At 70.3% G+C, this 19472-nt stretch carries 19 protein-coding genes; 14 read left to right on the top strand and 5 right to left on the bottom strand.

Annotation, left to right across the window (positions count from 1 at the left end; translation table 11 throughout):
* Position 1: 1 nt before the first annotated feature.
* From ACWCOV_RS00810 to ACWCOV_RS00820, 3 genes are read right to left on the bottom strand one after another with little or no spacing between them, the layout of a single operon-like run.
* Positions 2-1207, bottom strand: a complete 1206-nt coding sequence (locus ACWCOV_RS00810) for a class I SAM-dependent methyltransferase (protein WP_449827114.1) — start codon at positions 1205-1207, stop codon at positions 2-4.
* Positions 1204-1905, bottom strand: a complete 702-nt coding sequence (locus tag ACWCOV_RS00815; RefSeq protein ID WP_449827115.1) for a DUF1365 domain-containing protein — start codon at positions 1903-1905, stop codon at positions 1204-1206. Before ACWCOV_RS00815 ends, ACWCOV_RS00810 begins: the two co-directional genes overlap by 4 nt.
* Complete coding sequence (locus tag ACWCOV_RS00820; RefSeq protein ID WP_449827116.1) at positions 1899-3158, bottom strand: NAD(P)/FAD-dependent oxidoreductase; 1260 nt, start codon at positions 3156-3158, stop codon at positions 1899-1901. The genes ACWCOV_RS00815 and ACWCOV_RS00820 overlap by 7 nt, the downstream gene beginning before the upstream one ends.
* Positions 3159-3302: 144 nt before the next feature.
* On the opposite strand from ACWCOV_RS00820, the gene ACWCOV_RS00825 reads away from it, so the two are divergent.
* The 13 genes from ACWCOV_RS00825 (at position 3303) to ACWCOV_RS00885 (ending at position 16396) form a co-directional block, all read left to right on the top strand.
* Positions 3303-4121 (top strand): DUF4397 domain-containing protein, encoded by an 819-nt coding sequence (locus tag ACWCOV_RS00825; RefSeq protein WP_449827117.1) that lies wholly within the window; start codon positions 3303-3305, stop codon positions 4119-4121.
* On the top strand, positions 4118-4693 hold the full coding sequence (locus ACWCOV_RS00830; protein WP_449827118.1) for a class F sortase: 576 nt from the start codon (positions 4118-4120) through the stop codon (positions 4691-4693). Before ACWCOV_RS00825 ends, ACWCOV_RS00830 begins: the two co-directional genes overlap by 4 nt.
* Before the next feature lie 22 nt (positions 4694-4715).
* On the top strand, positions 4716-5282 hold the full coding sequence (locus ACWCOV_RS00835) for a sigma-70 family RNA polymerase sigma factor (RefSeq protein ID WP_449827119.1): 567 nt from the start codon (positions 4716-4718) through the stop codon (positions 5280-5282).
* The gene (locus tag ACWCOV_RS00840) at positions 5269-6192 is read left to right on the top strand and encodes an anti-sigma factor domain-containing protein (RefSeq protein ID WP_449827120.1); all 924 of its coding nucleotides are present in this window, start codon (positions 5269-5271) and stop codon (positions 6190-6192) included. Before ACWCOV_RS00835 ends, ACWCOV_RS00840 begins: the two co-directional genes overlap by 14 nt.
* Positions 6193-6293: 101 nt before the next feature.
* On the top strand, positions 6294-7298 hold the full coding sequence (locus ACWCOV_RS00845; protein WP_449827121.1) for an aldo/keto reductase: 1005 nt from the start codon (positions 6294-6296) through the stop codon (positions 7296-7298).
* Positions 7299-7347: 49 nt separating this feature from the next.
* Positions 7348-7740, top strand: a complete 393-nt coding sequence (locus ACWCOV_RS00850; protein ID WP_449827122.1) for an SRPBCC family protein — start codon at positions 7348-7350, stop codon at positions 7738-7740.
* 51 nt (positions 7741-7791) lie between these two features.
* The gene (locus ACWCOV_RS00855) at positions 7792-9000 is read left to right on the top strand and encodes an ROK family protein (RefSeq protein ID WP_449827123.1); all 1209 of its coding nucleotides are present in this window, start codon (positions 7792-7794) and stop codon (positions 8998-9000) included.
* Between the two features lie 105 nt (positions 9001-9105).
* Positions 9106-11973 (top strand): CBM35 domain-containing protein, encoded by a 2868-nt coding sequence (locus ACWCOV_RS00860; protein ID WP_449827124.1) that lies wholly within the window; start codon positions 9106-9108, stop codon positions 11971-11973.
* A gap of 38 nt (positions 11974-12011) precedes the next feature.
* On the top strand, positions 12012-12437 hold the full coding sequence (locus tag ACWCOV_RS00865) for a PaaI family thioesterase (protein WP_449827125.1): 426 nt from the start codon (positions 12012-12014) through the stop codon (positions 12435-12437).
* Between the two features lie 247 nt (positions 12438-12684).
* Positions 12685-14355 carry a molybdopterin-dependent oxidoreductase gene (locus ACWCOV_RS00870; protein ID WP_449827126.1) on the top strand — a complete coding sequence of 557 codons (1671 nt, stop codon included), beginning with the start codon at positions 12685-12687 and terminating at the stop codon, positions 14353-14355.
* 69 nt (positions 14356-14424) lie between these two features.
* Positions 14425-15069: a fasciclin domain-containing protein gene (locus ACWCOV_RS00875; protein WP_449827127.1), complete on the top strand. Its 645-nt coding sequence runs from the start codon at positions 14425-14427 to the stop codon at positions 15067-15069.
* 2 nt (positions 15070-15071) lie between these two features.
* Positions 15072-15683 carry an ECF RNA polymerase sigma factor SigK gene (sigK, locus tag ACWCOV_RS00880; RefSeq protein WP_449827128.1) on the top strand — a complete coding sequence of 204 codons (612 nt, stop codon included), beginning with the start codon at positions 15072-15074 and terminating at the stop codon, positions 15681-15683.
* Positions 15680-16396, top strand: a complete 717-nt coding sequence (locus ACWCOV_RS00885; protein WP_449827129.1) for an anti-sigma factor — start codon at positions 15680-15682, stop codon at positions 16394-16396. Before sigK ends, ACWCOV_RS00885 begins: the two co-directional genes overlap by 4 nt.
* Before the next feature lies 1 nt (position 16397).
* Here ACWCOV_RS00885 and ACWCOV_RS00890 read toward each other — a convergent pair whose 3' ends face one another.
* Positions 16398-17210, bottom strand: a complete 813-nt coding sequence (locus ACWCOV_RS00890) for an NADPH-dependent oxidoreductase (protein ID WP_449827130.1) — start codon at positions 17208-17210, stop codon at positions 16398-16400.
* Positions 17207-18250 carry an aldo/keto reductase gene (locus ACWCOV_RS00895; RefSeq protein ID WP_449827131.1) on the bottom strand — a complete coding sequence of 348 codons (1044 nt, stop codon included), beginning with the start codon at positions 18248-18250 and terminating at the stop codon, positions 17207-17209. Before ACWCOV_RS00895 ends, ACWCOV_RS00890 begins: the two co-directional genes overlap by 4 nt.
* 210 nt (positions 18251-18460) lie before the next feature.
* Here ACWCOV_RS00895 and ACWCOV_RS00900 point away from each other — a divergent pair, with 210 nt between their 5' ends.
* Complete coding sequence (locus ACWCOV_RS00900) at positions 18461-19468, top strand: zinc-binding dehydrogenase (RefSeq protein ID WP_449827132.1); 1008 nt, start codon at positions 18461-18463, stop codon at positions 19466-19468.
* Positions 19469-19472 lie beyond the last annotated feature (4 nt).

Consider the following 19472-nt stretch of genomic DNA (forward strand, 5'->3'; position numbering starts at 1 on the left):
CTCATCCTCCGCACTGTTGCCGGCCCATGGCGAACTGCGAGACTCCCAGGTACCCGGACCGGAAACCCGCTTCCGAGTACGCCAGGTAGAACTCCCACATCCGCCGGAACACCGCGTCGAACCCGAGCTTGGCGACCACGCCCGTCCGCGCCGCGAACCGCTCCCGCCACAGCCGGAGCGTGCGCGCGTAGTCGGCTCCGAAGTCCAGCCGCTCGACGATCTCCAGCCTTCCCGACGCCGCCGCGATCGCCTCGATCGACGGGATCAGCCCGCCGGGGAAGATGTACTGCTGGATCCACCCCTGGGTGTGCCGGGTGGCGAGCATCCGGTCGTGCGGCATCGTGATCGACTGCAGCCCGAACCGCCCGCCGGGCGCGAGCAGCCTGTCCACCGTCGCGAAGTACGCCGGCCAGTACCGCTCCCCCACCGCCTCGATCATCTCGACGCTGACCACGGCGTCGTACCGGCCGTCGACGTCGCGGTAGTCGCACAACTCGACCTCTGCCCGGACGCCGGCCGCGGCGATCCGCCGGCGGGCGAGGTCGCGCTGCTCGGCGGACAGGGTGATCGTCCGTACGTCGGCCCCGCGGGCGGCCGCCTGGATGGCGAGCTGTCCCCAGCCGGTGCCGATCTCCAGCACCTTCGCCCCGGATCGCACCCCGGCCAGGTCGAGGATGCTGTCGATCTTGCGCCGCTGGGCCTGCTCCAGCGTGTCACCGGCGGCGAACATCGCCGCCGAGTAGCTCATGGTCGGGTCGAGAAACGTCGCGAACAGGTCGTTCGACAGGTCGTAGTGGTGCGCGACGTTGGCCCGGGCCCTGACCCGATCGTTGCCGTTGGCAATCGGCGGCTCGAGCAGCCGGCGGAAGCGCTGCAGCACCGGCGGGACGAGCCCGGTGAGCTGCCGGGCGAAGACCGTCAGCACGTCGGCCAGGTCGCAACCAGGGCCGGCCCGCCAGTCCCCCGCCATGTACGCCTCGCCGAAGCCGATCCGCAGATCGTGCCCGACGCGGTGGAAGAACGCATCGGACACGATCTCCAGCTCGGGTCCGCCACCGCCGAGCCGGCTACCGTCGGGCAGCCTGACCGTGACCGGCAGGTCACGGACCGCTCTGCGCAGGATCTGCAGGGCGATCGCGGCCCGGGCGGGACTGTGCGGAACCCGGGCGATTCCGGGCCAGCGGTCGACAGATTGCAGCGTGGTCATCGGACTCCTTCCGCAGAGGTACGGCGGACGACGGGCAGGCGGCGTAGCCAGAGCCAGATCCCGTGGACGCGGATCAGGGTGGCGACCTGGTACGGCACCAGCGCGGCGGCCAGGACGGTCGAGAGCCGGACCGGCGCCGGCCGGCCCGTGAAGGCTGCGCTGAACACCCGGTGTCCGCGCTGCCGCAGGTCGATCGCGACGTCGATCCGGTCGCGGTCGAGGCGAAGCGTCACGTCGTACTCGCCGTCGACTGTGAAGAACGGGGAGACGTAGAAGTCCTTGCGCAGGGACGGCCGGCCCGGACGCGCGAGGTAGGTGTGGCGGTCGCCGTACGTGTTGTGCACCTCGAGGACTGCCCAGCGCAATTGACCCGACGAGGTGAGGCACCAGAACACGGTGAGTGGGTTGAAGACGTAGCCGAGGCTGCGCGCGTTCGCCAGCATCAGCACGCGTTCTTGTGGCTCGAGCAGTTCGCCGGCGCCGCGAGCGAAGGCCGCCACGCTGTCCCGCAACGACAGCGATGGATCGCCGAGGTGGTCGCCGCGCCGGAACGACGCCAGCGGTCCGCGATCCGGCAAGGCATCGATGTCGACGAGCCACTGGTAAGTGCGGTAGCGGAACCGGTGCCGCTTCGGCACCCGGCGGGTGTGGCTCACGTGGCCCGGCACGATCGCCGGCACCTGCGGAACCGTCACCATCGGACACCGAATCGGGCCGCCGCCTCAACGCCGGAACGGCAGCCATCCTCGTGAAATCCCCATCCCAGATGGGCTCCGGCGAACGCCAGCGTAGGCCCGCCGGCATCGCGCAGCCGGGCGCCCGCGGCGACCGACTCCGGCGTGAAGACAGGGTGCGCGTACGTCATCCGGCGCACCGCCGTCGCGGGATCGACCCAGCCGTGCGGATTCAGCGTCACCAGGTACTCGTCGTCCGCGGTCAGGCCCTGCAGCCGGTTCATCCAGTAGCTCACCAGCACCTGCGGCTCGTCGTTCCGGCAGTCACGCATCCGGTAGTTCCACGAGGCCCGCATCCGCCGCGTGGTGGGCAGGACGGACCGGTCGGTGTGCAACCAGGCCGGGTTCACCGAGTAGCTGAACGCCCCGAGGGATTCCTTCTCGAGCGGCGTCGCGTCGTCGGTGAGCAGGTCGAGCGCGGCGTCCGCATGCGTCGCCAGCACCACGCGGTCGAAGTCGAGGCAGCGGTTCGCGGTGAACACCGAGACGCCGTCGGCATGCCGCAGTACGGCGCGCACCGGAACACTCGTCCGGACGTCGCCGATCCGCGCGACGAGCTTGTCGACGTACGTCCGCGACCCGCCCTCGACTGTCCGCCAGGTCGGCGATCCACCGACGCTCAGCATCCCGTGGTGGTCGAGGAACCGGAACAAGTACCGGGCGGGATACTGTCCGGCCGGTCCTGAACCGCACGACCACACGCAGGACACCAGCGGGATCGCGAAGTGCCGGACGAAGTACGACGAGAACCGGTGCTCCTTGAGGAACGTTGCCCAGGTCGGGTCGTCGTCCGGTGTCGCGAGCAGGCGGCGGGCTGCACGGTGGAAGCGCCGTACCTCGGTCAGCATCCGGACGAAGCGGGGATCGGCGAGCTGTCGGCCCGCGATCGACGCGGCACCCCGGCCGCCGGCGTACTCCAGGCCGCAGCCGTCGCAGTGCACGCTCATCGACATCTCCGTCGGCCGCGTCGTGACGCCGAGCTCACGAAACAGCCTGAGCAGGTGTGGATAGGTCCGCTCGTTGTGGACGATGAAACCGGAGTCGATCCGATGGGTCCGGCCTGCCGTACCGGCGACGTCATGCGTGTGCGCGTGGCCGCCGGGACGGTCGTCGGCCTCGAAGACCGTCACCTCGTGGGTGCGACTCAACAGGTACGCCGCGGTCAGCCCGGCAACCCCCGAGCCGACGACGGCAACGGACGGGCGGTGTCCTTCCATGCCGTAGCTCCTCACCTCTCGTGTTGCCCCTACTTCGGCGCCAGGGCGCCCGTCGGATGCGTTCCGGACGAAATTTCTTCGATGCATCCGGCGGCCGGGTCGCGGCGGAAGGAACAGGCAACTACCGACTCCAAGGAGGGTCCGATGTCTGTTCGCAACTTCGCCGCACTGATCGGCGCAGGCCTGTTGCTCGCTGGGCTGCCGGCCGCAAGCGCCCAGGCGAAACCGACCGAGAACGCGACTGTCTCCGTGCTGCACGGGGTGCCCGGGGCAACCGTCGACGTCTACGCCAATGGGTCCAAGCTGTTGTCCAACTTCAAACCCGGATCGCTCACCGACCCGCTCCAGCTGCCCGCGGGCGACTACGACCTCAAGGTCACGGCGGCCGGCAAGACCGCCGCGCTGATCCAGGCCGACGACGTCGCCGTACCCGGCGGAGCCAACGTCACCGTCGTCGCGCATCTCAACGCTGGCGGGAAGCCGGTGCTGACGCCGTTCGTCAACGACACTTCGAAGCTGGCCGCGGGCCAGGCCCGGCTGACGGTTCGGCACACTGCCGCCGCACCCGCGGTCGACGTCCGGGCGGGCGGCAAGCCGGTCTTCACCGGTCTCACGAATCCCAAGCAGGCGAAGGCCGATCTGCCGGCCGGCACGGTCGAGGCAGACGTGGTTCTCGCCGGTACGACGACCGTCGCCCTCGGCCCGGCGGAGCTGAACCTGAAGGAGGGCACGAACACGATCGTCTACGCCTGGGGCAGCGCGTCGGCCAAGAACCTGAAGCTCGCGGTCCAGACCATCTCCGGTCTGCACGGCAACCCGTCCGGTGTACCCGGCGGGACGGGCGGTCAGGCCGCGGCGCAATCGCAGTCGCAGTCCGTTTGGCCGGTCGTCGCGGTCGCCGTACTCGCACTGCTGCTGGTCGGTGGCGGCACGGCCGCGGTCCGGGTGCGTGCCCGCTCGTGAGTTCTGCCCGTGGTGTGGCCGCCCTCGTGGCGGCCACACTCCTCTCGCCACCGGGCTGCGAGTACCTGCCTGCGGTGCGCACGCACGACGCCGCCGTACCGTCGACCGTCGCGACACCGGCAGTGGCGCCGACGCCGACGCGGCTGGTGGTGCCGGCTGTCGGGATCGACGTACCGGTCCGGGCGGTCGGTGTCGCCGCCGACGGCCAGATGGAGTTGCCGCCAAATCCGGCGACGATCGGCTGGTATCGGTTCGGGCCGGGTCCCGCCGACGACCGCGGCTCGATGGTGCTGGGCGGTCATCTCGACAGCAAGGAGTACGGCGTCGGGCCGCTGATCCGGCTGCGGAAGGTCCGGGCCGGTCAGCTGATCCGGATCTCGTCGTACGGCGGACGCACCACGACGTACCGCGTCGACTCGGTCCGCGAGATCACCAAGCGGCGACTGCCGCTCGCCGAGCTCTTCGACCGGACCGGACCGCACCGGCTCCGGGTCGTCACGTGTGGCGGAGGCTATGACCCGGACAACGGCGGATATCAGCAGAATCTGGTGGTCAGTGCCACCAGGATCTGACACCACGGCTAGAGTCCCAGCCGTGACCAGCCTCGCCGGTGAACCGTCGCCGGCCGACATCGCCGCCGGATTCGCGGAGGGGCGCGAGGAGAGTCTCGCCGCCGCGTACCGGCGCTGGTCCCGCCTGGTCTTCACCTTGGCGATCCGCTCGCTCGGCAACCAGGCCGACGCCGAGGACGTCACCCAGCAGGTGTTCGTCTCCGCCTGGCGTGGGCGGCAGACGTTCGACCCGGCCGCGGGGCCGCTCGGCTCGTGGCTGACCGGGATCGCCAGGCACCGGATCGCGGACCGGCTCGAGGCGCGCAGCCGGGACCGGCGCAACGCGGCCGCGGTCGGTGAGACGATGGCGACGCAGCCGGTCGCGGCCGCCGACGACCAGCTCGTCGACCGGGTCGTGCTCGCCGACGAGCTGGACCGGATCGACGAGCCGCGCCGGACCATCCTGCGGATGGCGTTCTACGAAGACCAGACGTACCCGCAGATCGCGGAGCGCCTGGACCTGCCCCTCGGCACGGTGAAGAGTCACGCGCGACGAGGTTTGCTGTACCTGCGGGACCGGTTGAAGGAGGTGAACAGTGACGCATCTTGACGAGGAGCTCCTGGCTCAGTGGGCCCTGGAGGGCACCGCCCCCGACGCGGACGCGGCTGCCCATCTGTCCACCTGCCCCGACTGCCAGGCCACCCTCGCAGACCTCCGCGAACTGGCCGCCGACGCCGCCGGCGCCCCCGACCTGGCCACCCCACCCCCCGCCCTCTGGGACCGCATCGCCTCCGAACTACACCTATCCACCGGCCCTGCAGTCGACCCCACCACATCGCCGGCACCGCCTACCGCCGTCACGTCCGAACCCACCACCCCGCCAACCGAGCCCCCCGGCCCCACGGCCGAGCCCACCGCATCGACAGCCCCGCCCGCCGGGGCCGAGAGCGCCGCGCCCGCCGGCCCCACCGACACCACTCCCGAGCCCACCGCATCGACATCCGCGCCCACCGGGCGCCAGAGCGCCGCCCCCGCCGGCCCCACCGACACCACTCCCGAGCCCACCGCGCCGGCACGGCGCGCCTACGGGCGGGGGACGCTGGCGTTGGCGGCGAGTGTGGCCGCGGTGCTCGGGATCGGGATCGGGCTCGGGGCCGCGGCGGTGCTCGGGCAGGACGAGGAGCCTACGCCGCCGCCGGTGGCTGTGGTTCGGCTCGAACCGTTGCCTGGGAAGAGCGGGGGCGGCACCGCGGACCTGATTCAGGCCGGCAACGAGCTGAAGGTTTCGGTCAGCGGGCTCGACGCGCAGAACGGGTTCTACGAGCTGTGGCTGATCAACGCCGACGGCGAGCGGATGGTCTCGCTCGGCGTCCTCGACCCCACCCAGGGCGGCACGTTCCGGATCCCGGACAACCTCACCAGCGAGGGCTACCGGATCGTCGACGTCTCCCTCGAGCCGAACGACGGCAACCCGGCGCACTCCCGCGACAGCATCGTCCGCGGCACCTTGCCTGCTTGATACGCCACACGCATGAAGTCCGCCGAATATCGGCATTGGACGAATGAACAACGCCGTACCTAGCCTCGTAATCACAGACAAATCCACGAGGAGGATCAGGCATGCGTAGTGTCCCGTTGGGCCGGACCGGAGAGCACGTCAGCCAGCTGGCGCTCGGAGCGATGCTGATGGGCACGTCGACCGACGAGCCGACGTCGGTGCGGATGCTCGAGCGGTACCTGGAGGCCGGCGGGACGTTCATCGACACCGCCGACTGCTACGCCTGGTGGCCCGGACCCGATTTCACCGGCGGCGAGAGCGAGGAACTGCTCGGACGCTGGCTGGCGAAGAGCGGCAAGCGCGACGACATCTTCCTGGCGACCAAGGGCAGCGCGTGGGTGCGCGACCCGGAGCCGATCCGCACCGGCGACGGCAGCTGGGAAACGATGGCCGCCCAGTGGGTCGGCGCCGGCGGCGACACGTTGCGGCACGCGATCGACGACAGCCTGCGCCGCCTCGGCACCGACCACGTCGACCTGTACTACGTCCACGTCGACGACCGCTCCACGCCGCTGGAAGAGACCCTGGAAGCACTCGCCGAGATCGTTGCCGCAGGCAAGGCCCGGCACATCGGCTGGTCGAACGTCCGGACCTGGCGGCTGGAGCGCATCCGCGCGCTCGCGGAGCAGCACGGCTGGCCGGTCCCGGTCGCCGTACAGCAGCAGCACTCGTACCTGCGCCCGAACGCCGGCGCCGACACCCTGTCGATCGTCGACAACGAGCAGGCCGACTATCTGCGGGCGAACAAGGACCTGACCCTGGTGGCCTACTCGCCGATCCTGAAGGGCATCTACGACGACCCGGCGAAACGCGACGGCCACCCGATCATGGAGACGTACGCCGGTCCGGACGCCGACGCCCGGCTCGCCGTCCTGACCGAGATCGCGGCCGAGCTGGACATCACCCCGAACCAGCTCGTGGTCAGCTGGCTGCTCCACCAGACCGACCCCGAACTGATCACCCTCGTCGGCCCGCGCACCCCCGAGCAGCTCGAGGTCGCCCTGGCCGCGGCCGACATCAAGCTCACCGAGGACCAGCTCGACCGCCTCGACAAGGCCAGCGCGTAAGTCCGATTCGTTCAAGACGCCCGGCGGTGGTCTCGCTAGCGTCGGGGTCATGAGCACTTCACGACACCTCAGCGCACACATCGACCGCCCGGCCCCGGAGGTCTACGCGTACGCCGCCGATCCGCTCAACACCCCGAAGTGGGCGGCCGGCCTGGCCGGTTCGATCGAGCAGGTCGACGGCGAGTGGGTCGCCGACTCCCCGATGGGCCGGATCACCATCTCGTTTGCCGAGCGCAACGAGTACGGCGTGCTGGACCACGACGTCACGCTGCCGTCGGGCGAGACCGTGCACAACCCGATGCGCGTGCTCCCCGACGGCGACGGCGCCGAGATCGTCTTCACCGTCCGGCAGCGGCCCGGGATGACCGATGACGACTTCGCCCGCGACGCGGCCGCCGTCCAGGCCGATCTGCGCGCCCTGAAGGACCTGCTCGAAAGGTAGTAATATGCAGGCCGCCTAGCAATACCGGCCAGCACAGGGGCGAGTCATCGGATGAGTCAGGACAGAGCCGCCGGCGGGCGGATGGGTGATTCGTCGCTGTTGCGCCGGCTGAACCACGCTGCCGCGCTGGCCGCCTTCCTCGAGGCCGACTCGCTGACCCTCCGCGAGCTCCGTGCCGTCGTCGGCGTCTCCCGGCCGACCGCCGAGGACCTGCTCGGCGAGTTGCTGACCGACGGCCGGGTCGAGGAGACGGCGCCGCCACGGCAACCGTCCGAAGCCCGGAGCGCGGGCCGGCCGGCTCGGTACTTCCGGCTGCGCGCCGAGTCCGGCTACGTGAGCGGCCTGGACATCGGCGCCCACAAGGCGATGGCCGTGGTGACCGACCTGCGCGGCCGGACGCTGGCGACGCATCGCATCGAGCTCGACCCCGAGCTCCCGGCGCTCGAACGCGTCCAAGCCGCGGTGAACGCCGCCCGCAGCACCTGGTCCCAGGCGCACCTCAGACCAGCCGACATCACCGGCATCGCCTGCGGAGTCACCGGGGCACTGCGCGCCGCGGAGGGCGTCCACGACGTCCGCGACGGACCGTTCGGCTCGGGCCTGGCGCCGTACTCACTGCCCGGATTCACCGAGATCGACGTGGCCGCCGAGCTCTCGACCAGGTTGGGACAGCCGGTGACCGTCGCGAACGATGTGAAACTCGCGGCGCTGGCCGAGCACTGGAAGGGCGCGGCGCAGGACCACCGGGACATCGTCTACATGTTCGCCGGGCACCGCGCCGGCGCCGGCGTGCTGATCGACGGCCAGGTGCACCAGGGCCGGCACGGCGCCGCCGGCGAGATCGGCGTCTTCCCGATGCTCGGATGGGAGGCAGCCGTCGCCCGCCTGCACGCGCGCGGCGCCGAGCTCGCCGCCGAGCAGGGCATCGAGTCCGGTCGCGAGGGCGAACTGGTGATCACGTCCGCGGCCCGGCAGGACCCGGACAGCCTCGCGGTGCTGATCGAGTTCGCCGAGGCGCTCGCCCGCGGCGCGGCCGTGCTGGCGCTGGCCGTCGATCCCGAGGTGATCGTGCTCGGCGGCGGCATGTCCCGCGGCGGCGCGATCATCGCCGAGCCGTTCCGGCGCGAGCTGGCCAAGCTGACGCTGGTCCCGCTGGAGGTGATCACGTCGGCAATGGGCGCCGACTCGGTCGCGCTCGGCGCCGCCCGGATGGCGCTGGACACCGTGATCGCCGACCTGCTGACCGTCCCCGGCAGCTGAGCACCGAGGTCTTGACCCCGGGCCGAACGGGTTGCAAAGATCGGATCTCTCAATAGGCAATCTTGTTGTCATTATTCCGCCGCCCACCGGAAGTGAGACACCCCGATGGCCCATCGCCCACCTCGGAGGTTCAGTGCCGTCCTCGCTGCCCTGGCCCTGCTCGCCACCATGCTTGCCCCCATGCTCGGCATGACGCCGGCCCACGCGGAGGTCGAGCATCCGCGGCAGCAGTGGCTGCGCGACTCCACCGCCGGGCTGTTCCTGCACTGGGGCATGTTCACCGCGCCTCGCCACACCGACTGCGCCTCCTGGGAGCGCGACGTCACCGCCGGCGGCTGGAGCGCCGACTACTGGGTCGACGAGGCCCGCAAGCTGCACGCGTCGTACATCGTGCTGGCCACCTTCCACAGCCGGCTCGGCTACGCCCGGCCGTGGCCGAGCGCCATCCCAGGTAGTTGCTCCACGCAACGAGACTTCCTCGGGGAGCTGGTCGCCACCGGGAAGGCGAAGGGCGTGCACATCCTGCTCTACATGACCGACGATCCCCAGTGGCACAACGAGGTGCCGGGCGTCCAGACGCTCGATTCGGCGGCCTACTCGGCGTACAAGGGCCGGCAGGTCGACCTGACCACGCGGGACGGCTTCGGCATGTACAGCTACGACCTGTTCCACGAGGTGATGGACGACTACCCCGACCTGTCCGGCTTCTGGATCGACAACGACAACGCCTACTGGGAGCGCAACGGGCTGTACGAGGAGATCCGGGAGAAGCGTCCGACCTGGCTGCTCAGCAACAACAACGAAGACACGCCGATCATGGACACCGTCAGCAACGAGCAGAAGACGGGCATCACCCCGGCGTACGACTACCCGCAGGCCACCTTCACCCCGATGCCCCGCCTGGTCGAGGCCGACTACAAGCTGCCGACGGTCGGCCAGTGGTGGTACGACGGCAACGACAGCGCGGTCGACTACGGCCTGAGCGTCGGCCGGTACGTCGCCAACGCGGGCTCGACGATCAAGTCGCTGATGGCCGAGACCGCGATGGTGAACGGCAAGTTCCCGCCGCGGCAGGAGGCCTTCAACAACTTCATGGCCGAGTGGCTGCCGCCGATCTGGCCGTCCCTGGCGAAGACCACCGGCGGCGGCTACATGTACGGCGGCATGCAGCCAGGGTTCTGGAACGACGGCGCGCACGGCGTCATCACCCTCGCCGACAACGCCCGCACGCAGTACGTGCACGTGCTGACCAAGCCGAAGTCGCAGGACCTGGTGAGGCTGCGAGACAACGGCTACCGCGTCACCGGGGTCACCGATGTCCGAACCGGAAAGCCGTTCCGCTTCAACCAGTCCGCCGGCTATCTCACCATCCTCGGTGTCACCGACTGGGATGCGTACGACACGGTCTTCAAGGTGACCACGGCCGGCCAGGAGGGCCTCTACCCGCAGTCGATCCTGACGGCGACGGCCTCGGCCGGCAGTCCCGCGTCCAGCCTGGTCGACGGCAGCTACCCGAGCTACTGGGACGCGAAGGGTCAGTTCCCGGTGGAGATGACGCTCGACCTCGGCCGGGCGCGCAAGGCGACGTACCTGGCGGTGAACCAGACGGAGTGGTCGCCGACGCACGCCCGGGAGTCCTTCGGCCGGCCGGAGGACTCCGCGCGGATCAAGGACTACCGGGTGTCGGTGAGCGTCGACGGCAAGCACTGGAAGTCGGTCCGGAGCGCCGCGATGCCGAGCCGGCGTGGGGTGCAGTTCGTTGACATCGGCAACCAGGTCGCGCGGTACGTCAAGCTGGAGGTGCTGAACACCTGGTCCGGCCCGCAGGCTCCGCCCTTCTACCAGCAGCTGCGGATCGACGAGATCAAGGTCGGCTACGGCTACCCGACCAGGCTGGCGGATCCGCTGCCGCTGGAGGCTGAGCGCAGCACGCTCAGTGGCTCGGCTCGCGTGGACTTCTGTGCGGCATGCTCCGGCGCCGCCCAGGTCACCGGCCTCGACCGCGGCAGCGTCAGCTACCGAGGAGTCCAAGCTCCCGAGGCCGGCACCTACCGCCTCCAGCTCGACGGTACGACGGCAGCCGCCGGCTCGTTCGCGGTCCGGGTCAACGGCGGTCAGCCGATCACAGCCCACCTGGACGCCGGCAACCCCGACGTCCCCGGCAGTACGGCGATCGCCGTACCACTGAAGGCTGGGTCGAACACGATCCAGATGTCGGGGTCGGCAAGGCTGGACCGGATCGCGGTGGGTCCGATGCCATCGGCGTCGTACGTGCCGAAGACGACGATGACCGTGAAGCCGTCGGGTGTCGTGTGGGTCGGCCCGGGTCAGCAGGCGGTGGAGATCTCGGCCGAGCTGCGGCTGGACGAGGACTCGGTGGACAACGTGCGGATGGCGCCGGTCGCGCCGGCGGGCTGGACGGTGACGGGCAGTCCGGTCACCAAGCCCGGCCTGCGCCTGGGGCAGACCATCAGTGGGTCCTGGACGCTCACCGGTGCAGCCGCGGCGCAGGTGCCGGTCGAGGTGACCTTCGAGACCGTCGGGATGCCGAAGAAGGTGACGAAGGTGGTCCCGATCCAGGTGCGCCCGGCCGACCGGGTGTTCATGCGCGAGGCCGAGAGCTCGCTCAATCGGATCGGCAGCGCCGGTATCACGAACTGCTCGGCCTGCTCGGGCAGCCAGAAGGTCCGCAACCTCGGCGGTTCGGACGACGCGCACGTGGTCGTCCCCGACGTCACCGTGGACCAGGCCGGTCAGTACACGCTCTACCTCGACTACACCGTCAACGGGACCAAGTCGTACTTCGTCTCGGTCAACGACGGCGCACCGGTCGAGGCATCGGTGACCGGGATCGGCAACTCGACCGTCCAGACCGTAGCCGTGCCAGTGACACTGCAGGCCGGCGCGAACACCATCAGGATCTTCAACCGCGGGGACTCCGCTCCCGACCTGGACCGGATCTCGCTCGGTTGACCACGTATGTGAGCTCCTGGTGAGTACAGTCGCGTGACATGGAGATGGAGGCGCGGGTCAGGGACAGTTTCGAGCGCCAGGGGCTGATGCACCACCTCGGCGCCCAGCTCTCGGAGATCGCCCCTGGCCGGGTGCACATCGTCCTCCCCAGCCGCCCCGAGGTGACCCAGCAGCACGGCTACTTCCACGCCGGAGCCACCAGCGCCATCGCCGACAGCGCTGGTGGCTACGCCGCCTACACGCTGTTCCCCGACGACAGCTCAGTCCTCACCGTCGAGTACAAGATCAACCTCCTGGCCCCTGCCGAAGGCAACCACCTCGAGGCCATCGGCACCGTCCTCAAATCCGGCCGCACCCTCACCGTCTGCCGCCTCGAGGTGTACGCGATCCAGGGCACCGAACGATCCCTCGTTGCCACCGGCCAGCAAACCCTCATCCGCATCGACAAGCGGCCGGAGCGCTAGCCAGGCCAGCCCGTGTAGAACTCGGCGAGAAACGCGCGACCGTGCGGAGAGTCGACGACGGCGGTGAGCTCGCCGAGTTGGCGGCGTAGGTCGAAGTCCGTTGCGTCGGGGACGGCGTGGAGGAGGGGGGTCAGCCAGGCGGAGAAGTATTGGGCCTGCCAGAGTGCGTTCAGTCTTTCTGCGCCCGATCAGCCCTTCCATGGGGTCCATAACCCATCTGTTCGGGTGCCGGCTCCGAAGGACTGGCATGCGCGAGAGGTGGAGTCAGCACGCAGTCGCAGCTGTCGGTGGCGTCGTCGCAGCCGGTACGGCGCTGTCCGTCGGCTACCTCGTCGCGGCGATCACCGGCGGCCCCTGGCCGGTCGACGCCGTCGGGGTGCAACTCATCGACTGGGCCCCCGGCCCACTGAAGGACTTCGCCGTCCGAGAGTTAGGCACAGCCGACCGCCCGCTGTTGCGGGCAGGCATCTGCGTCGTCCTGGCGGCTACCGCCGCGATAGCCGGCGTGATCGGCCGCGGCACCCCGGCTCCGACCACCGGAGGGGACGGCGGCGGGGCGCCAGCTCCAACCGCCGGAGGGAGCAGCGGCCGGTCGGCAGCTGCGACCACCGGAGGGAGCAGCGGCGGGGCGGCGGTTGTGACCGGCGGAGGGAGCGGGCGGCGGCGGGGGTGGGTTGCGGTTGGGGTTGCGGGGTTGCTTGGGGTGGTTGGGGTGGGGTTTGCCGGGGGGAGCCGGTCGGCGGCTACGGGGGTCGTCGAGCGGTTGCTCCCGGCAACTGCCACGCTGGTGACCGCGGTCGTGGCGATGGCTCTCGTCGTCCGCAGGCCGCGTGCACGGGCAGAGCAGCCGGCCGGATTCGACCGGCGGCAGTTCCTGCTGACCGTCTCCGCCCTGGCGGTGGTCGGCGCCGCATCCGTCGCCACCACCCGAGTCGTCTCCTTCGGCACCAGCGAGAGCGCGCGGACCAAGATCCGCATCCCCCGACCAGCAGATCCAGCGCGACCACTCCCGGCCGGCGTGCAGGCCGACGTACCCGGCGTCAGCAGGTTCATCACGCCGAACAGCAGGTTCTACCGCGTCGACACCCTCCTTCAGGTGCCCCGGATCGACCCTGACCAGTGGGAGCTGCGCGTTCACGGGATGGTCGATCGCGAACTCCGGCTTTCGTTCCGGGATCTCCTGGACCGGCGACTGGTCGAGCGGGACGTCACTCTGACCTGCGTGTCGAACGAGGTCGGCGGCCCGTACGTCGGCAACGCCCGGTGGATCGGCGTTCCGATCGCCGACGTCCTCACGGAAGCCGGCGTACGTCAGGGCGCGGACGCGGTGAAGTCGACCAGCGTCGACGGACTCACGATCGGCACCCCGCTCGCCGCGCTCACCGACGGACGTGACGCGCTCTTCGCGGTCGCGATGAACGGCGAACCGCTGCCGTTCGAGCACGGCTTCCCGGTCCGGATGGTGGTGCCGGGGCTGTACGGCTACGTGTCGGCGACGAAGTGGGTCGTCGACCTCGAAGTGACCCGGTTCCAGGACTTCAGCGCGTACTGGACCGACCGCGGCTGGGCGGCCGAGGCGCCGATCAAGACCGCGGCGCGGATCGACGTGCCCAAAGGGTTCGCCACCATCAAGCCCGGCCCCGCGGTCGCCGCGGGTGTCGCCTGGGCACAGCACCGCGGCATCCGGAAGGTCGAAGTACAGATCGACGACGGCCCCTGGCAGGAGGCGGACCTCGCCGCCGAGGACACCGTCGACACCTGGCGGCAGTGGACCTTCCGCTGGACCGCGACCCCCGGCAACCACAAGCTCACCGTCCGCGCGACCGATGCGAACGGTGAAACCCAGACCGATCAGCGCACTCCGCCGCGCCCCGACGGCTCGACCGGCCTGCACAACACGGTCGTGACGGCCCAGTGACCCATCCGCCAGGACGGCCGCTCCGAAGTACTCACACAACGACAAAACCCATCGAGAGAGAGAAGTGTCATGCGTAAGCACATCGGTATCGCCCTGTCCGCCCTGGCCCTCGCGTTCGCGACGACCGCCTGCGGCAACGACGACGACCCCGGAGCCGCAAGCGCGCCGGCCCAGACCGCCGAACAGACACCGAGCTCGACGCCGTCGATGGGCGGCGCGGCGGGCCTGGTCGGCCCTGGGTGCGCCGACTACGCGAAGGCCAACCCGACCGGCGCCGGCTCGATCGACGGCATGGCGGCCGCGCCGCTGGCCACCGCCGCCTCCGGCAACCCGCTGCTGACCACCCTGGTCTCGGCCGTGTCCGGCAAGCTGAACCCCAAGGTCGACCTGGTCTCCACCCTGAACGGCGGCGAGTTCACCGTCTTCGCGCCGGTCGACGCCGCGTTCGCGAAGGTCCCGGCGGCCACCGTCAACACGCTCAAGACCGACGACGCCCTGCTGACCAAGATCCTCACCTACCACGTGGTGCCCGGACAGCTCGACCCGGCGGCCGTCGTGGGCAAGCATGTGACTGTGGAAAAGCAGGAGGTCACCGTCACCGGCTCGGGCGACAGCCTCAAGGTCAACGGCGCCGGCGTCATCTGCGGCGGCGTGAAGACCGCGAACGCCACCGTGTACCTGATCGACTCGGTCCTGATGCCGCCGGCCGCGTGATCATGCCCGAACCCATCCCACTGCCCTGGCCGGGCGGGTCCAGCACCCGCCCGGGTGAGGTCAGCGACGGCGACCTGCTGGTCCGGACCGGCCGCGGCGACAAGGCAGCGTTCAGCACGCTCTACGACCGGGTCACGCCGGCTGTCTTCGGCCTGGTACGGCGGATCCTGCGCAACCCGGCGCAGTCGGAGGAGGTGACCCAGGAGGTGATGCTCGACGTCTGGCGCACCGCGACCCGGTACGACGCCAGCCGCGGCTCGGCGCACTCCTGGATCCTCACCATCGCGCACCGCCGGGCCGTCGACCGGGTCCGCTCCGAGCAGGCCGCCGCCGACCGGACCGAGCTCGCCGGCGCCCGCTCCGCCGAGGTCGACTTCGACCAGGTCGCGGACACCGTCACCACCCGGCTCGAGGTCGAGCAGGTACGGCGCTGCCTCGACACCCTCACCGACCTGCAACGCGAGTCGATCGCCCTGGCCTACTACGAGGGCTACACCTACCCCGAAGTCGCTCAGCGACTCGACGCGAAGTTGCCTACCATCAAGGCCAGGATGCGCGACGGCCTGATCCGGCTCCGCGACTGCCTCGGAACCACGAAGGGGGCTACGGCATGAGCGAACCCGACGTGCACACCCTCACCGGCCCCTACGTCCTCGACGCGCTGCCCGACGACGAACGCGTCCGCTTCGAGGAGCACCTCGCCGAGTGCGCCTTCTGCACCACCGAGGTCGCCGAGCTCCGCGAGGCGGGCATCAAGCTCGCCACCCAGGTCGCGACCCCACCTCCGCCAGCCCTGAAGGCCGACGTGATGTCGGCGATCGACCAGATCCGCCAGCTGCCACCAGTCGTCCCCGGGGCGCCTGACGAGCTCTCTCGCCGCCGGGTCGGCCGTCGCTCCGTCGTCGCGCTCGCAGCCGCCGCTCTGGCCGTGGCCGCGACCGGTGGCATCGCGATCGACCAGTACCGGGACAAGCAGGAAGTCATCCAGGCCAACGACCGCGTGGCCGCCGTACTCGCGGAGCCCGATGCCCGCACGCTGCACAGCCCGGTCAACGGCGGCGGTCAGGCGACCATCGTCACGTCCGCGCAGGCCGACGCCGCAGTCGTCGTACTGCGAGATCTCCCGCAGCTTCCCGCCGACCGGACCTGGCAGCTCTGGCTGATCGACCCGAACCGCACCGCGCACTCCGTCGGTCTCGCGTCCGGCGATCTCACCACCGTCGTCGACGGCGCCACCGGCAAGACAGCCTTCGGCCTCACCATCGAGCCCACCGGCGGCTCCCCCGCCCCGACCCTCCCCGCCGCAGCCCTGATCCCGATGACCTGACTCAGCGGAGTTGGAAGCCGAGGTGGTGGAGGGCGTCGCGGAGGTGTTGGCGGCCCTTCAGGCCGGCGACGGTGCCGAAGCGGGTGGCGACTCGTTGGACCCAGCTGTCGGGCAGGCCGGCCTTGGCGTAGAAGGCATTGAGGGTCTCGTCGTACCCCTTCAAAGGGTCGGTCTGCAGCTCGTAGGTCTCGTGGTGCAGCACGACCTCCTGCGGCAGCCGCGGCTTGACGGCCGTCTCGTCGATACGGTCCGGGTGGCCGACGACGAGACCGAAGACGGCGAACACGTTCGGCGGCAGGCCGAGCTCGGCCGCGACCTCCAGCGGCCGGTTCCGGATCGCGCCGACGAACACCGTGCCGAGTCCGAGCGACTCAGCTGCCAGGGACGCGTTCTGCGCGGCCAGCGCGACGTCGACGAATCCCAGTACGGCGCTCTCCAGGAAGTCCGCGCCCTCGGCCGTCGCCGAGCCGAGCTCCTCGGTCACGTGCCGGGCGCGTGCGAGGTCGGCGAGCCAGACCAGCAGGACCGGCGCCTCGACGATGAACTGCTGGTCGCCGGCCAGCTCGGCCAGCCGCTTCCGCCGTTCGTCGTCCCGTACGGCGATCACGCTCCACAACTGGAGATTGCCCGAGGTCGGAGCCGACTGCGCCGCGGCGACCAACGCCGACAACGTCTCGTCGGACACTGGATCCGGTCGGTAGCTGCGAACCGAACGATGCGCCAACTGGTTGGCCAGCACGTCGCTCCACGGGCCGTAGTACGGCTTCTCGGATCCGTACCGCTGCCGGTAGGAAGCCTCTGGGGACAAGGTCATCGTGGTCCTCCTGCCTGCTGCCGCTGACCGGTGCCGTGGATGCCGTGCTCGTCGATGAGCGCGAGCTCTTCCTCGGTCAGCGGCGGGAAGTCGAGTGCGGCGACGTTGTGGTCGAGTTGCGCGGTCGAGCTGGCGCCGATCAACGCCGTGGTGATCGCCGGCTGCCGTAGTACCCACTGCAGAGCCAGCTGCGCCAACGACTGCCCACGCTGCTGAGCGATCTTGTTGAGTGCGCCCGCCCGCTCCCTGTAGACCTCGTCGATCTGGTCCGGGCTCAGGAACGCGCTCGCGGCAGCCCGGGCCCCTGCCGGGACAGTCCCGTCGAGGTACTTGTCGGTCAGCAACCCTTGCGCCAACGGGCTGTAGGCAACGAGCCCGAAGCCGTCCTCGGCGGCCAGCTTGAGCAGCCCGCTGGTCTCCGGCGTCCGGTCGAAGATCGAGTAGCGCGGCTGATGCACGAGCAGCGGTACGCCGGCCTGCCGCAGGAGCTCCGCCACGTCGTGCGCGCGTTCGGCCGGGTAGTTCGACACCCCGACGTACAGCGCCTTGCCTCGCTCGACCGCGCTCACCAACGCGCCGACCGTCTCCTCCAACGGCGTCGTCGGATCGGGACGGTGGTGGTAGAAGATGTCGACGTACTCGGTCCCGAGGTCGCGCAGACTGTGGTCGAGCGAGACAAGCAGCGACTTGCGCGAACCGCCGTTCAGGTAAGGGCTCGGCCCGATCGGGTTCCCGGCCTTGGTGCTCAGGATCAACTCGTCGCGGTACTGCGCGAGATCGGTCCGCAGCACCTGGCCGAACAGCTTCTCCGCGGCCCGGTGCGGCGGTCCGTACCGGTTCGCGTTGTCGAAGTGGGTGATGCCCAGGTCGAACGCGTGCAGCACGATCTCACGCTGGGTCCCGAACGGGTAGTCGGTGCCGAACTTCTGCCACAGCCCGAGCGACAACGCCGGCAGGTCGAGCCCCGAGTCACCGGCCCGCCGGTACTCCACCCGCTCGTACCGCCCGTCCGCCGCCCGGTAGCCACTCTCGTAGGTCATGCGACGACAGTAATGTCTATCCCGCGACTAGAGATTGCGTCTCACCCAGCGAGCACCAGCCGGACCGGCCCGAAGAGTCCATAGTTCTGGAGGGGGCCGGTGTAGACGGAGGGCCGGGTGACGCGCAGGCGGTCGAAGAGCTGCGAGAACGCCACGGATCGCACACTGGCACCGACCGCCGCCTGAACAGACCGACGTCGGAGGAGAGCCATGAAGGCCATCGTCATCCAGGGCAAGCTCGAGCTCGTCGAGACCGAACTGCCCACCCCGGTCCCGCAGCCCGGGCAGGTGCGTCTCCGGATGGCGTACGGCGGGATCTGCGGCTCCGACCTGCACTACTACAACGAGGGCGCGAACGGCGAGTTCGTCGTCCGCGAGCCCCTCGTCCCCGGGCACGAGCTCTCCGGCACGGTCGACCTCGACCCATCGGGTGAACTCGCGCCCGGGACACCGGTCACCATCCACCCCGCCACGTTCGGCACGTCCGAGCCGGGGATCGAGGACCGCCCGCACCTGTGGCCGAACGGCGCCTACCTCGGCAGCGCGTCCACCTGGCCGCACACCCAAGGCGGGATGAGCGAGTTCCTGGTGGTGGGCAAGAGCATGCTCCGCGTCCTGCCCACCACCCTGCCGCTACGCCGCGCCGCCCTCGCCGAGCCGCTCGCCGTCGGGTTGCACGGCATCACCATCGCCGGCGGTGTCAAGGACAAGCGCGTGCTGGTCTCCGGCTCCGGCGCGATCGGCCTGCTGACCGCCGCGGGTGCCCTGGCCCTCGGCGCCTCCGAAGTCGTCACGACCGACCTCCTCCCCGGCCCGTTGCAGCGGGCACGCGGCCTCGGCGTGCACGACACGATGCAGATCGGCACGCAGGACGTCCCGTCCGCACACTTCGACGTCGTACTGGAGTGCACGGGTGTCCCGGTCGCCATCACGGGCGCGCTCGACGCCGCCCGGCGCGCCGGCATCGTCGTACTCGTGGGCATCCCGCTCAACGAGGCGCGTCCGGTGAACCTGTCGCCACTGGTCTCCCGGGAGCTCCAGCTGCGCGGCACCATGCGCTTCAACGACGAGATCGACCAAGCCGTCGGCCTCCTCGACACCAACCCGCAACTCGAGCAGGTCGTCACCCACGAGTTCCCGGCCGGCCAGGCGGTCGAGGCCTTCACCGTGGCCAAGGACTCCGAGGCTTCGGGCAAGGTCCTCGTCTCGCTCTGGTAAGTCC

It is taken from the genome of Kribbella sp. NPDC002412, assembly GCF_053592935.1.